We start from the raw sequence: 14,005 nt of genomic DNA, 5'->3' as shown, positions 1-14,005 counted from the left end.
TCGGTGCTTCTGTTTTCGGTTTTAGCGGCAGCCACAGCGCCGGGTCTCGCCTTATTGATGTATTTTTACTTGAAGGACAGGTATGATTCGGAGCCACTGCACATGGTTATTAAAGTGTTTTTGCTCGGCTTTTTGGTGGTTCTTCCTGTCATGATTTTTCAACGCGGGCTGCTGCTTTGGCTAGGAGATCACACGTTAATCCAGGTGTTCGGCATTTCAGCCGGGGTGGAAGAGTTTTTTAAATGGTTTCTGTTGTATCACATCATCTATAATCATACCGAGTTCGACGAGCCTTATGATGGTATTTTGTATGCGGCCGCAGTCTCACTCGGATTTGCAACGGTTGAAAATCTGTTATATGCCTGGGCGGGCCATGCTTCGGTTAGCATGATGCTGATGAGATCATTGCTACCGGTATCCGGTCATGCGATGTTTGGCGTAATGATGGGCTACTACATGGGGAAGGCCAAGTTTTCAGAGGGCTTGAGGAGCAAATACATGTTGCTGCTGTCATTGGTGCTTCCATGGTTCTGGCACGGAGTATACGATTTGATTTTGACGAAATTTTCGCATGACTGGATCTGGTTTATCATTCCACTTATGGCATTTCTATGGTATGGAGGAATGGCGAAGATCAGTCGAGCTAATAACCGCTCTCCTTTTCGTTTGTTAAAACGGGAAGAAAAGGTTAATATGTAACGAAATGGGACACACTGATCTGACAAACCTGTTAGAGAAAGAGGTGTCTTTTTTTTGCGTATAAAAGTAAGAATTCATTGTAAAAGATGCGGGGAACGCTTTGTGCTGAGAGGACGCATGGAGCAAGGACAGATTCAGACCGGTTTTAAACGCTGCATTTGTGATAACTGTGAGTTTATTGTTGAAGTCATGGAAAACCATGCATAAGAGAGCTTTCTTCTTGTCACACTATCGGTAGTGTACTTGAAGAAAGGAGACTCCCAATATGTATAAGCGACTTAGTGCCGTATTGTTCCCGGTGGTTACCCTGATTATGATAGGAGCATTTGTGTGGGGTTATCAGCAAAGCCAGATGAGAAAAGAGGTGTCTCTTCAGGCAGATAGCATGTCGATTAAAGCGGAAAATCAATATCAGCGTGCGTTTCACGATTTGTCGTTTCATATGGATCAGCTACATTCTCAACTCGGTAATGCGGTTGCTGTCCATAATACTTCCCACTCGATGCACCGCAAATGTTTGATAAACGTGTGGAGGATTGCAAGTGAGGCCCAAAATGAGGTTAATCAGTTGCCTCTTAATGTAATGCCTTTTAATCATGCTAAGGATTTGCTGTCACATTTATCCTCATTTTCGTATCAGACCGCTATTCGTGATCTGGATCACGAGCCTTTAAACGAGAAAGAAATTTCGAATCTGAAAACGTTATATAATAATTCCAAAGAAATTTCGAAAAATATGCACGAAGTGCGGCAAAAAGTCCTTAGCAAAAATTTGCGATGGATGGATGTGGATATGGCGGCAGGTTCTCAAACTGGGCCGAAGGACAATACCATTATCGATGGCTTCAAAACCGTGGACAAAAAGGTAGAAAACTACAAGGAACTGGATTGGGGACCGTCTGTAGCCAGCATCTATGACAAGCGCTCTGTGAAAAAGTTGAGTCTACCTGCAGTGGATGCAGGACAAATTAAACGAAATGCCGCTGAATTTACAGGAAAACCGGAAAGTCAGATCCGTGTGAACGAAAACGGTAAAGGAACGGAATGGGCATCTTATACAGCTACCCTGCTGAATAAGAAGCAGCCTGTGGCCAGTATGGATTTTACGAAAAAAGGCGGCAAGCTTATTTCTTATCATGACATGAGGGCAGTAGGTCCTAAAAAGGCAACCCGCAATGAAGCGATTCGCTATGCTAGTGAATACCTTGAACAAAAGGGTTACAAAGGAATGAAGCCAGTTGCATATGATGAAAGCGGGAATTTAGCTAACATTACATTTGCAAGCCAACAAGGGGACGTGATTGTCTATCCAGAAAAAATCACAGTCAGATCAGGCCTTGATAACGGACAAGTGATTGGTTTTCAATCCAGTGATTATGTGTATGAGCACAGTCATCTGCGCCGTATTCCGCAGGCGAAACTGAATTTGAATGCAGCACGAGCGAAGTTGAATCCTGAGTTTCGTGAAACTTACCACCGTAAAGCCTTAATTGAAAATGAACTGTCGAATGAAGTTCTGTGTTATGAATTTGGTGGTAAAATCAATGGTTCCGTTTACCGGATTTACATTAACGCCAATACGGGGATGGAAGAAACGATTGAAGAGGTAAAAGATTCAGATGAACCTCAGGTTACTGCAAGTAATGCGTAGTTGATTACATGAAATGAATCAATAGTCACTCTAAACCTCCTTCATAAAGGAGGTTTTTTGTGCTTTAGTCATAGTTCGAACAAATATAATGCTTAATATAGGCATAAAGTCGTGGTATTATATACCTTAATTAGAGCTTTTAATGGACAAGGATGGTGGATCATTTGTTTCCTAAAATTAATGATGTGTTATACATACAAGTGGCTGGTACTGACCATAAGGACGAGATTTTTGAATTTAAGTCTCGTATTGCGGAAGAGGAGTCACAGAACTTTCTAATTGAAATTCCTATGTCACAAACAAGTGGGCACTTGAAAAAATTGTTTCTAGGGGAAGAGCTGTCTATATTTTTTATGAGCGAGGGTGGGATTAAAAATTATTTCAATACCCACGTTACGGGTTTTAAAGAGGATATCCTCCGGATGGTTCGCATCCACAAACCTGCTCCAGACAGCATCAGCAAAATTCAGCGCCGAAACTTTCTTCGGGTTAAGGCCAACTTGGAAATTGCAGTAAAGCATGGTGAGAACGAGTCCAGATTTGTAGCAGAGACGCATGATGTGGGAGGCGGAGGCGTTTCTTTTCAGACCCAGGGAACTCATCATCTTGAAGAAGGAGAATCATTATCTTGCTGGATTTTGGTCCCTTATAAAAACGGCACTCAAGAGCATGTTCCGTTCCAATCTGAAATTGTACGTATTCAGCAGATGGAAAACGGCCGCAGACTCATTATGCTGAAATATGAGAAAATTGCTGATCAGGAGCGCCAAAAACTGATTAAATATTGTTTTGAACGACAGCTGGAATTCCGGAAAAAATCTTAATCATCCGAAATTTTTCTTTTTTAGTAAACCTGTCGCTTATTTTGCATCGCCTATAAATGTGTGGTATAATTTTCACGTCGCAGGCAATGCCTGCTTTTTTCTTGAGGTTAGGTTAGGAGGAATTCCCTGTTGGCAAGGCAACATGTATCTTCAAGTAACAAAATAAATGTAGCCATTGATGGACCTGCTGGTGCAGGGAAAAGTACAGTGGCCCGCCTGGTGGCGAAAGCACTTTCTTATGTATATGTAGATACCGGCGCCATGTACCGAGCAGCAACGTGGTACATGATGTGTAAGGAAATTTCTGCAGAAAATGTACAAAAAGTGCTTCAGCATGTACCTGAGCTGGTGATTGAATTAGTACCGGACCCCACAGGCCAAAAGGTTTATTGTAACGGGGAAGATGTAACCACTGTGATCCGTTCGATGGAAGTGACTAGCAACGTGTCACAGTATTCAAGTATTGCTGGTTTACGTACACGTTTGACTGAAAACCAGCGTGAAATGGCTGCACGCAAGGGTGTCGTTATGGATGGTCGCGATATTGGAACAACTGTACTTCCCGATGCGGAAGTCAAGGTGTTCATGACCGCAAGTGTTCAGGAACGTGCCTCTCGCCGCTTTAAAGAACTGAGCGAAACTGATGATATCACTCTGGAGCAGCTAGAACGTGACATTGCGGCACGTGACAAGCTTGACGAGGAGAGGGAGGTATCCCCGCTTCGTTGCAGTGAGGACGCCATCGTGCTCGATACGACCCATATGGGCATTCAGGATGTCGTTGATACGATCGTATCTTATTGTTTAACGGAGAAGGATGGAGAGATCAGCCAATGATATATACTGTATGCGTCAGTATTTTGCGTCTCATTTACCGCGTTCTGTTTAGACTTGAGGCGGTAGGCAGTGAAAATGTTCCTGCCGAGGGCGGAGTGCTGTTGTGTTCTAATCATATTAGTAATCTTGACCCTCCTACAGTCGGTATTTTGCTGAAGCGAAAGGTTCACTTTATGGCAAAAGCCGAGCTGTTTAATGTTCCTGTACTAGGTCCACTCATTGGGAAACTGGGAGCTTTTCCAGTCAAACGCGGTGGTGTAAGTAAGGAATCCATTAAGCTGGCATTGAACATTTTGCGTGACGGTAAGGTTATGGGGATCTTTCCCGAAGGCTCCAGAGGAGCTGGGGGAATCGGTAAAAAGGGTGCTGCAAGCTTTGCGCTACGCAGTGGAGCGGCTGCCGTTCCGGTCGCCATTATTGGTGATTACAAGCTTTTCCGTAAAACGAAAGTGTTATACGGTAAACCTGTCAATTTGGACGCTTACCAAAAGGGTGCCGATATCGAAGGAGATCCGCTTGAACTGGCAACAGAAGCAATTATGTCTCGTATTCGCACGATGAAGGAAACGGGTAAGCCTACGAATAACTGAAAGGCTTGCATGAATTGTGTCTAAGCTCGGAAAACTAGAACAAAAGTTTATTTATGTTTTGAACTCTGCCATGCGCAGGTTTAAATAAATGGTTTTTTTTGAATTGAGGAGGGTATTGACATGTCGGAAGAAATTAAAAATCAAGAAGCTGCTGAAGCGGCAAATCAAGACGAGCTCGATCAAATCGTCTCCCTGAAAAAAGGTGACACCGTTAAAGGTACAATCGTGAAATTGGAAGATAACCAAGCGGTAGTAAGCATTGGATATAAATACGATGGAGTTATTCCAATTCGCGAGTTGTCTTCTGGTCTGGATAACGCAGAAGAAGCAGTACAAGTAGGCCAAGAGGTTGAAGCTAGAATTATCAGCATTGACGATGGCAAGGAAAAACTTGTTCTGTCCAAACGTGCAATCGACAGTGAAAATGCTTGGGAAAAGTTGGAGCAACTGTTCGAAAGCAAAGAAGTATTTGAAGTCGTTGTAAATGATGTCGTTAAAGGTGGCATCGTAGTAGACGTAGGTCTGCGCGGATTCATCCCTGCATCCATGGTAGAACGTCACTTCGTTGAAGATTTCAGTGATTACAAAGGCCGCACATTGCGTGTTGTTGTAAAAGAACTGGATCGTGAAAATAACAAAGTGATCCTTTCTCAAAAAGACGTTCTGGAAGCAGAATTCGAAGCCAACAAGCTTAAAGTAATGGCTGAGCTGAAAGAAGGCCAAGAAATCGTAGGTACGGTTCAACGTCTTACTCAGTTCGGTGCTTTCGTAGATGTTGGCGGCGTGGACGGTCTGGTTCACGTATCTGAAATTGCTTGGACTCATGTCGATAAGCCTTCTGATGCAGTTTCTGAAGGAGATCAAGTGAAAGTGAAAGTCTTGAAAGTAGATCCTGAAAAAGGAAAAATCAGCCTGAGCATGAAAGCTGCACAGCCTGGTCCTTGGGAATCGGCTGCTGGACAATTCAACAACAATGACATCGTAACAGGTGTTGTAAAACGTCTGGTTAACTTCGGCGCATTCGTTGAAATCGCTCCTGGCGTGGAAGGTTTGGTTCATATTTCCCAAATTTCCCACAAACACATTGGAACTCCACAAGAAGTTCTGGAAGAAGGACAAGAAGTGAAAGTTAAAATTCTTGAAATGAATCCTTCCGAAAAACGTGTTAGCCTGAGCATTAAAGAAACTGAGGAAGCTCCTGAAGCTGCTCCTAAAGCAGAAAGAGCACCACGTACATCTCGTGCACCTCGTGAGGAACTGAATAATCCTAACGTTTCCCTCAATAATTCCGGTCTGAGCATTACGCTCGGCGAGCGTTTTGGCGATAAGCTGAACAAATTTAAATGAGTTTAAATCAATACATTTTATAATAAGCATAACGTACACCATCGGCGGACCCAGAGGGTTCGCCGATTGTTGTTACGTGACCATATCGCCAATAGGTATGTTTTTTGCTATGATGATAGCGGAAGAATTGACAGGAGGAGTGAATTTATGGCAAGACCCGTTGTGGCTATCGTTGGTCGTCCGAATGTGGGTAAGTCCACTATTTTTAATCGGATTATCGGGGATCGTTTGTCCATCGTGGAAGATAAACCCGGAATCACTCGTGACCGTATATACGGTATATCGGAGTGGAATGGTAAATCCTTCAGTATTATTGACACCGGCGGCATTGAGATTGATGGTGAGGATGTCATTTTAAAATCCATCCGTATGCAGGCCGAACTTGCAATAGAAGAAGCAGATGTAATTGTATTCATGAGTGATGCGAAAGCAGGAATTACACAGTCAGATGAAGAGGTAGCTCAAATGCTATATCGTTCGGGTAAACCGATCATCGTAGCTGTCAACAAGGTGGACAATCTCAGTCGCGCCGATCTGATTTATGAGTTTTATTCTTATGGATTTGGTGATCCAATCGCTGTTTCTGGTAGTCATGGCACAGGGATAGGCGACCTGCTAGATGCCATTACGTCCAATTTGCCTGAGCTGGAAGAAGATCACTATGATGAAGACGTTATTCGTGTTGCCTTGATCGGCCGCCCGAATGTAGGTAAATCTTCACTGGTTAACGCCATTCTGGGAGAAGAACGGGTTATCGTTAGTGACATTGCAGGCACGACGCGTGATGCAATTGATACACCTTTTGAAAAAGACGGTCAAAAGTATGTACTGATTGATACGGCAGGTATGCGTAAACGTGGTAAGGTATATGAAACGACCGAAAAATATAGTGTAATGCGTGCCATGCGTGCCATTGAGCGTGCAGATGTTGTACTGGTCGTTATTAACGGCGAGGAAGGCATTATTGAGCAGGATAAGCACATTGCTGGCTATGCTTATGAAGCGGGTAAAGCATCGCTGTTTGTCGTTAACAAATGGGATGTCGTGGACAAGGACGATAAAACGATGCACCAGTTTGAAACGAAAATTCGCGATCACTTTCTGTTTATGACATATGCTCCGATTGTGTTCTTGTCTGCAAAAACGAAGCAACGCCTACAAAAGCTGCTTCCTGTTGTACAGCATGTGGCACAGCAGCATGTGTTGCGTATTCAGACACATTTGCTGAATGATGTAATTTCCGATGCGGTTGCCATCAATCCTCCGCCAACAGACAAGGGACGTCGTCTGCGCATTAACTATGTGACCCAGGTTGCTGTTAAGCCGCCTACGATGGTTGTATTCGTAAACGATCCAGAAATAATGCACTTCTCGTATGAGCGTTATCTGGAGAACAAAATTCGCGCCGCCTTCAATTTTGAAGGAACTCCAATTCGTATCTTTACACGGCGCAAGTCTGACGAAAGTTAGGAGCGAATAGGTTGATTTTACAAATCATTGCCATCGTACTCAGTTACTTGCTTGGCTCTGTCAGCTTTAGTTTGCTGTATGGAAAATTAAAAGGAATCGACATTCGCCAGCATGGAAGCGGCAATGCCGGTGCGACGAATACGCTGCGTGTGCTTGGAAAAGGCCCAGCTATTCTGGTACTGCTGCTGGACGTACTTAAAGGGGTTATTGCAGTGCTAATAGGGCACTGGTTAGGTGGACAATCATCCTGGGTACCGGGTTTGTGCGGCATTGCGGCCATTGCGGGCCATAACTGGCCGGTATATTTTCACTTCCGTGGAGGAAAAGGTATTGCGACTGCTATTGGTGTATTGGCATCGCTTGCCTTACTGCCCGCACTATATGCCGGAATCATTGCGATACTTGCAATCGTAATGACGCGTTACGTATCCTTGGGATCGCTCATTTTTGTCATTTTGACCCCCTGGATATTACTCGTGCTTGGTTATGCATGGCCGTTATTCTGGACGGCTCTAATTATTTGTCTGTTCGCTGTGTGGAGACACCGCACCAACATAGTCAAGCTGGTACGGGGGAATGAGAATAAGCTTGGCTCCAAAGGAGGAGATCGTCTTGTCTGAGAAAATAGCTGTGCTGGTCGCGGGGAGTTGGGGAACAGCCCTGGCTTCCGTTCTTGCGGCCAATAACAACAATGTCTCTGTCTGGACGAGAAACGAGCAGCAAGCAGCTGAAATCAATGAGAAGCATACGAATGAGCACTATTTACCCGGCTCCATTTTGTCTGATCGCATTTCAGCTACAACTGACATGCAGACTGCGGTATCTGGTGCTAAAGCAGTGATAATCGTATCTCCTTCGGCTGCTGCTCGTCAGGTAGCACGTAGTCTGAAAGCTCATTTTAGCAAGGATATGCTGGTAGTGCATGCCATTAAAGGTTTTGAAACTGAAACGCTTAAACGTATGTCCACGGTGATCTCGGAAGAACTGGAAGTCGCGGAGGGCGATATTGCCGTGCTGTCTGGTCCGAGTCATGCGGAAGAAGTGGTGAAGAAGTGTCCTACAACGGTCGTTGTAGCTTCCTCCAATGAGAAGGCTGCACAGGCCGCACAGGGGTTGTTTATGAACTCCTATTTCCGCGTCTATACAAACCGTGATTTGCTCGGTGTGGAACTGTCTGGGGCGCTAAAAAACATTATCGCATTGGGTGCGGGAATGTCAGACGGACTTGGTTTCGGTGATAACGCCAAAGCGGCTTTATTGACCCGTGGATTGGCTGAAATTACCCGTGCCGGAGTTGAGATGGGTGCTAATCCATTAACCTTTGCCGGCCTGGCTGGTATTGGCGATCTAGTGGTCACTGCAACGAGTCGTCACAGTCGCAACTGGCGTGCAGGGTCACTATTGGGACAGGGCCAGCAGCTTGATGCTGTGCTGGAATCTATGGGCATGGTCGTAGAAGGTATTCGAACGACAAAAGCGGCATATGCCATCTCTCAAAAATTAGGTGTTCAGATGCCTATTACAGAGGTACTGTATGGAGTACTGTTTGAAGGACGTGACGTCCGTAAGGCCGTTGAGGCGCTGATGGGTCGCGATCCTAAGACCGAGATGGAAGTCATGCCACTTCAAACTTGGGAGCAATGGCATTCTTAAGGGCTCGGATGAGCTTTAATAATATAAAGGCTGTCTCATGGTAGATTTTTTCTATAATGAGATAGCCTTTTTTAGTTAGGCGTTTGGCATGTCTTATGTACGCTTAATCACCTTTTGTCTCCGCCACTCATAGACTGAGTTGAGCAATGGCGGAGGAGGGGAGATTGTGAATAAAAACTTTCCGAAAGATGCATTGAAGGCCATTAACAAAAAAGGCGGCAAAAACATATCCGAAAATGCAGTGAAAAAGCTGGCAGGCACGGTAAAGGCGGACACGCTTCAAAGCGAAGCGCAACTGCGTCAGCTTATCAAGCAGGTGTCTGCGATGGCCAACATTCCGGTGTCGGAAGATACAGTAAGGGATATCGTTGGTGCCGTCAAAAAGAGCGGAATGAATCCTTCCAATATGGAAGCGTTGATGAAAATGATGATGAAAAAATAGACAGCTGGCCGCACGCCGGTTAGTATTATTCACCGTGAACCGGGAAGGTTCGCGGTTTTTTTTATATTTTGGAGCAGCTAACCTCTTTTTCAGTACACAAAATATCGAACTGCCCTGTCGAACATGTTATAATGATGCCCATCAGGAAACGGAAGGAAAGACAGCAAAGGAGGAAACGATGTTGAAGGAGGCAATATCATCAGTGTTAGTAGACAGGCTTCCTCACAATCTGGCAGTTGCGCTGAGTAGCTTGGCTGAGAGCTGGTCAACAGTGTCGGTTCCGTGGATGCTGGGCGGGAGCTGTTCACTACTTGTGCAAGAAGTTGAACTGGATCGCCTGCCTCGGGACATTGATATTTATGCGGATATTTATGCCGCAAAGCAGCTCCATGCGCACCCCCTGGGTATGAGTATAGATCGACAGCAGGTTGACCGTAGCGGCTCTTACGTTTCATTGCTGAGCCACTATGATCTGGAGGGATTTCCAGTCGAGTTGGTGGGAGGGTTTGAGGTATTATGTGGCGGAGCGTTATACCGCTTAGAGATCGAGCGACTACTTTGGTCGGCTGGGGTTCAGCTTGAGCTGGGGAGTGCCTCACTGCGTCTGATGCCGCTCAGTCATGAACTTTTATTCAATATATTACGAAATCGACCCGACCGATATAAAGCGATTGCAGATGTTATGAAGCGCGACCCGCGACGTCATATCATTGTACTGAAGCAGCTACTATTCAGTAATATTTGGAATGAGGAGCAATTGGACAAGCTTACAGAACTTCTGCCTTGGCCAGAGTTGCACTCCGTCATCCAGATGGGCAATGAAGTATAAGCTGTATGTGTTAGGAGAAAGACGACTGGAGGACCGTTCATGAATGTGCAGATTACGTTCAAGCCGTCAGGCAGGCGCGTACAGGTCGGTCAGGGTACGTCATTGCTTCAGGCTGCCCGTAAAGCGGGTGTATATATTCCCACTCGTTGTGACGGAAAAGCAGCCTGTCTGATGTGTAAGGTACAAATATCACCGAAATGGGCTGAATTCGCAGGCCAACCCAGCGATGCAGAGCAGCGTAAGCTGGGACCTTTACTGGATGAAGGAATACGTTTATCCTGCCAGGCGCGTGTCCAAGGCGATATGCAGGTAACCGTACCGGAGGATAGGCTCAAGGCGGCTATCAGGCGGCAACTGGAGCGTCAGGCGATGGATGATGAACTGTGGTAATGCCGATTATATCAGGAGAATAAAAAAAGGATGGTTTCCGACGACTCTAAACGGTCAGGAGAAACATCCTTTTTTTATTTAGTCTAGCGACGAAGTCATGGGAGAGTCTTGCCTCGCATATATTAGGTGAGTGGACCCAAACGTAAAATATCGTTTCTGCAATGATCGCTGTGTCGTAATCTATTTTTTAAAAAACTAAACATATTTTACGGAGGGGATACATATGATGGTATCAGTCCAAATGCATGTACGAGTTTACGCCGTTTCGCCGATTCCATCAGTCTCCTGAATCTCGGCGGCGGACGACTTCCGGGCATTTTAAAGGCTGTTCTGCCGCATCTGGGATCAAGCAGTTGGTTGAACACGAAGCGGATGCTCTTTAAGCATTTTTCCTTCGGAGACTTTTGAGGAGGGGATTTCATTGGAGAAAGTGGACATTTTTAAAGACATTGCCGAACGCACCGGAGGAGACATTTATCTTGGGGTCGTCGGCGCAGTCCGAACAGGAAAATCAACGTTTATCAAGCGGTTTATGGAGACGATTGTTCTGCCAAACATTACAAGTGAGGCGGACCGTGCCCGCGCCGTAGACGAGTTGCCGCAAAGTGCGGCAGGCAAGACGATCATGACGACGGAGCCTAAATTCGTACCGAATAATGCCGTCCAGATCAAAGTAACGGAAGGACTGGACGTGAATGTACGTCTGGTTGACTGTGTAGGATATGCAGTAGAAGGAGCAAAAGGGTACGAGGATGAAAATGGTCCGAGGATGATTTCCACACCATGGTTCGAAGAACCCATTCCTTTTCAGGAAGCGGCGGAAATTGGTACACGCAAGGTTATTCAGGAGCATTCGACGCTCGGTGTGGTAGTCACTACAGACGGCACGATTGCGGAAATCCCGCGCAGCTCTTATGTAGAGTCGGAGGAACGCGTCATTGAGGAGTTGAAGGAAGTTGGCAAGCCATTTGTTCTGGTTATCAACTCCACGCATCCGCGCAGTGATGAAACACTCCAGCTTCGCAGTGAGCTGGCTGCCAAGTACGATATACCAGTTATGACACTCAGCGCGGCGACTATGACGGAAGATGATGTTACAGGCGTACTTCGTGAAGTATTGTATGAATTTCCGGTGCATGAGGTGAATGTAAACCTGCCGAGCTGGGTCATGGTACTGAACGAAGAGCACTGGCTGCGTAGCAATTATGAAAATTCCGTTCGCGATACGGTTAAAGATATTCGACGTCTGCGTGATGTAGATCGAGTGGTCGGCCAGTTTATGGAATATGAATTCATCGACAGGGCCGGATTGAGCGGGATGAATATGGGGCAGGGCGTAGCTGAAATTGATCTGTATGCTCCCGATGAGCTGTATGACCAGATTTTGGTCGAAGTCGTCGGGGTAGAGATTCGCGGCAAGGATCATTTGCTGCAAATGATGCAGGATTTTGCCCATGCCAAACGGGAGTACGACCGCTTCGCCGAGGCGTTGGAAATGGTGAAGACAACGGGATATGGCATTGCAGCGCCTTCGTTGTCCGAAATGGCACTAGACGATCCGCAGTTGATTCGTCAGGGTACAAGGTTTGGTGTGCGGCTCAAGGCAACAGCACCTTCCATACACATGATCCGTGTGGATGTGGAATCGGAATTTGCTCCGATTATCGGAACAGAGAAGCAAAGTGAGGAGCTTATGCGCTACCTGATGCAGGATTTTGAGAATGACCCAATCAAAATTTGGGAGTCAGACATTTTCGGACGTTCGCTGCATTCCATTGTACGGGAAGGCATTCAGGGTAAAATCGCTATGATGCCGGACAATGCACGCTATAAGCTTCAGGAAACGCTGGGTCGTATCATTAATGAAGGCTCCGGCGGTCTCATTGCTATTATTCTTTAAGGCTAAGCCACACCCAAAAAATGTATAAGAGAAATACCGTGGAGAGCAATTGGCTCTCTATGGTTCGTAAAAACAAAATATTAGACTGACTTCTAAAACCAGACAGGGGTAGCCATGGACGAGAAAATAAAGTCCTAGACTACCTCTGTTTTTATTGAGCTTTTCGTTTCTCCTAGCGGGAGTTAGGTTCAAATGTAACAATCCGATTAATGAGTTTCACAACGTAATTACCCTGGTGGTCATCTTCATATTTGGTCTCTTCCAATGTAGCACCGAGGCTTATTTAATTTGCAAAGAATGATTCTTATAATCGATATAGCAATTGACTGGCTATTCATTAAAAGCGTAGTTCTGGCATTCGGCAGGACACCCCAAATATTCAAATACTCTGCGTCCAGGTTCGTCAATCGGTAGGTACACTTCAATTCCAGGATACATGTGACTGCTTACAGAAAGATGAATTTGCTTGTAGCGAATGGGGACTAAATCGGCCATGGCTCCCATTCTGGCCAAAATGATTTTAGAGTGCTCAACTTCATTTGATGAGTCCCTTGGCTGCATACTCCAATATTTGTTAAGATCGTCATATTTTCGAAATTTGTCAATTAACTTTTTATACCAATCGTCGTATCGGGAAAACATGTTATATCTTTTGAAAGCTTGTATCCCATAAATAGCATGAGACTCCCACTGTTCGAACGACTCAGCATCGAAGGTAGAACGGGGACGAATGGAAAAATCGGAGTTAAAATGGAAATCAACTTTATTCAGTTTGCCATTCATAAAAGAATCGGAGGGGATATCAAATAAATGGCGAAACGGCTCATTTAACCCCTTGATATCTAAGGTATGAGTAACGATCATTGCCGGAAATGGCAAATTACTCATGATCTGCTGCGTTTGCTCCAGAGCGAGCTCCAGAGACCGTCCTTCCAATTCGTAATGGATCGGAAGATAATCGGCGGCGAGGAGAAGATCATTGCGCTCATCTGAACTGCACTCCAGATACTCAGCAATATGGATCATCGTTTGCCGATCCGGTATTCGATGAGACCGTCCAACCAATAGATTTTTATACGTAGGACATGCCTCATCATTAAGCTCCTGCTGAGTAAATCGTTTCAATAACGGGTGAGATAGCTCATTATATTCCCGTTGACGTTTCATGCGAACAGCTTCAATCTCTCCCAATACGATTTTTAATGTTTTATATTGGAAGCCCTCGTCTTTGTGCATGGTCATCCTTTTTCAATCCTTTTCATAATGAGGTGTAGTTCTACACTTGGTGCAGATGATTCCCTACAGTATACTACATTGTGAAAAAGGTGAGCTATTTGCAAGGGGTTCTCAATGATAATCATGGAGGAGATCGT

15 protein-coding genes are annotated in these 14,005 nt (G+C 45.2%); 14 read left to right on the top strand and 1 reads right to left on the bottom strand.

All coding sequences use genetic code 11. The features are described from left to right. Positions 1–3 precede the first annotated feature (3 nt). From prsW to spoIVA, 14 genes are all read left to right on the top strand, one after another. Positions 4–699: a glutamic-type intramembrane protease PrsW gene (gene prsW, locus KAI36_RS15545; RefSeq protein ID WP_025723061.1), complete on the top strand. Its 696-nt coding sequence runs from the start codon at positions 4–6 to the stop codon at positions 697–699. A 265-nt stretch (positions 700–964) separates the two neighbouring features. Next, the gene (ypeB, locus tag KAI36_RS15540) at positions 965–2,350 is read left to right on the top strand and encodes a germination protein YpeB (RefSeq protein WP_220025356.1); all 1,386 of its coding nucleotides are present in this window, start codon (positions 965–967) and stop codon (positions 2,348–2,350) included. Positions 2,351–2,514: 164 nt separating this feature from the next. Continuing rightward, positions 2,515–3,174, top strand: coding sequence for a flagellar brake protein (locus tag KAI36_RS15535; protein WP_220025355.1), 660 nt, complete (start codon positions 2,515–2,517; stop codon positions 3,172–3,174). A 129-nt stretch (positions 3,175–3,303) separates the two neighbouring features. Further along, entirely contained in the window at positions 3,304–4,011 is a 708-nt protein-coding gene (gene cmk, locus KAI36_RS15530) for a (d)CMP kinase (protein ID WP_134904023.1), read from the top strand. Further along, entirely contained in the window at positions 4,008–4,601 is a 594-nt protein-coding gene (locus KAI36_RS15525; protein WP_071641411.1) for a lysophospholipid acyltransferase family protein, read from the top strand. Before cmk ends, KAI36_RS15525 begins: the two co-directional genes overlap by 4 nt. A 120-nt stretch (positions 4,602–4,721) precedes the next feature. Then, positions 4,722–5,948 carry a 30S ribosomal protein S1 gene (gene rpsA, locus KAI36_RS15520; RefSeq protein ID WP_220025354.1) on the top strand — a complete coding sequence of 409 codons (1,227 nt, stop codon included), beginning with the start codon at positions 4,722–4,724 and terminating at the stop codon, positions 5,946–5,948. Between the two features lie 147 nt (positions 5,949–6,095). Further along, on the top strand, positions 6,096–7,418 hold the full coding sequence (gene der / locus KAI36_RS15515) for a ribosome biogenesis GTPase Der (RefSeq protein ID WP_013310744.1): 1,323 nt from the start codon (positions 6,096–6,098) through the stop codon (positions 7,416–7,418). Between the two features lie 11 nt (positions 7,419–7,429). Continuing rightward, the gene (gene plsY / locus KAI36_RS15510) at positions 7,430–8,038 is read left to right on the top strand and encodes a glycerol-3-phosphate 1-O-acyltransferase PlsY (protein WP_220025353.1); all 609 of its coding nucleotides are present in this window, start codon (positions 7,430–7,432) and stop codon (positions 8,036–8,038) included. Beyond that, positions 8,031–9,071, top strand: a complete 1,041-nt coding sequence (locus KAI36_RS15505) for an NAD(P)H-dependent glycerol-3-phosphate dehydrogenase (RefSeq protein WP_276572445.1) — start codon at positions 8,031–8,033, stop codon at positions 9,069–9,071. Before plsY ends, KAI36_RS15505 begins: the two co-directional genes overlap by 8 nt. A gap of 166 nt (positions 9,072–9,237) precedes the next feature. Next, complete coding sequence (locus KAI36_RS15500; protein ID WP_013310741.1) at positions 9,238–9,513, top strand: stage VI sporulation protein F; 276 nt, start codon at positions 9,238–9,240, stop codon at positions 9,511–9,513. Positions 9,514–9,691: 178 nt separating this feature from the next. Further along, positions 9,692–10,342, top strand: coding sequence for a hypothetical protein (locus KAI36_RS15495; protein WP_220025351.1), 651 nt, complete (start codon positions 9,692–9,694; stop codon positions 10,340–10,342). A 39-nt stretch (positions 10,343–10,381) separates the two neighbouring features. Continuing rightward, the gene (locus tag KAI36_RS15490; protein WP_220025350.1) at positions 10,382–10,732 is read left to right on the top strand and encodes a 2Fe-2S iron-sulfur cluster-binding protein; all 351 of its coding nucleotides are present in this window, start codon (positions 10,382–10,384) and stop codon (positions 10,730–10,732) included. 245 nt (positions 10,733–10,977) lie between these two features. Then, positions 10,978–11,115 (top strand): hypothetical protein, encoded by a 138-nt coding sequence (locus KAI36_RS15485; RefSeq protein WP_013371690.1) that lies wholly within the window; start codon positions 10,978–10,980, stop codon positions 11,113–11,115. 38 nt (positions 11,116–11,153) lie between these two features. Then, complete coding sequence (gene spoIVA / locus KAI36_RS15480) at positions 11,154–12,632, top strand: stage IV sporulation protein A (RefSeq protein ID WP_023989182.1); 1,479 nt, start codon at positions 11,154–11,156, stop codon at positions 12,630–12,632. 330 nt (positions 12,633–12,962) lie between these two features. Here the strand turns inward: spoIVA and KAI36_RS15475 are convergent, their stop codons facing one another. Next, on the bottom strand, positions 12,963–13,874 hold the full coding sequence (locus KAI36_RS15475) for an MmyB family transcriptional regulator (protein WP_220025349.1): 912 nt from the start codon (positions 13,872–13,874) through the stop codon (positions 12,963–12,965). Between the last annotated feature and the right edge of the window lie 131 nt (positions 13,875–14,005).

Origin of the sequence: Paenibacillus sp. S02 (assembly GCF_019454065.1) — a bacterium.
Taxonomy (GTDB): Bacteria; Bacillota; Bacilli; order Paenibacillales; family Paenibacillaceae; genus Paenibacillus; species Paenibacillus polymyxa_B.
Note: the sequence above shows the minus strand (reverse complement) of the source record. Positions and strands in the feature narration are given on the sequence as shown.

What these genes read in the sequence shown, in the direction of transcription:
- KAI36_RS15525 (WP_071641411.1), top strand. Translation starts at nt 4,008, where the DNA reads ATGATATATACTGTATGCGTCAGTATTTTGCGTCTCATTTACCGCGTT.
- KAI36_RS15475 (WP_220025349.1), bottom strand. Translation starts at nt 13,874, where the DNA reads ATGACCATGCACAAAGACGAGGGCTTCCAATATAAAACATTAAAAATC.
- KAI36_RS15495 (WP_220025351.1), top strand. Translation starts at nt 9,692, where the DNA reads ATGTTGAAGGAGGCAATATCATCAGTGTTAGTAGACAGGCTTCCTCAC.
- der (WP_013310744.1), top strand. Translation starts at nt 6,096, where the DNA reads ATGGCAAGACCCGTTGTGGCTATCGTTGGTCGTCCGAATGTGGGTAAG.
- rpsA (WP_220025354.1), top strand. Translation starts at nt 4,722, where the DNA reads ATGTCGGAAGAAATTAAAAATCAAGAAGCTGCTGAAGCGGCAAATCAA.
- KAI36_RS15485 (WP_013371690.1), top strand. Translation starts at nt 10,978, where the DNA reads ATGTACGAGTTTACGCCGTTTCGCCGATTCCATCAGTCTCCTGAATCT.
- KAI36_RS15490 (WP_220025350.1), top strand. Translation starts at nt 10,382, where the DNA reads ATGAATGTGCAGATTACGTTCAAGCCGTCAGGCAGGCGCGTACAGGTC.
- ypeB (WP_220025356.1), top strand. Translation starts at nt 965, where the DNA reads ATGTATAAGCGACTTAGTGCCGTATTGTTCCCGGTGGTTACCCTGATT.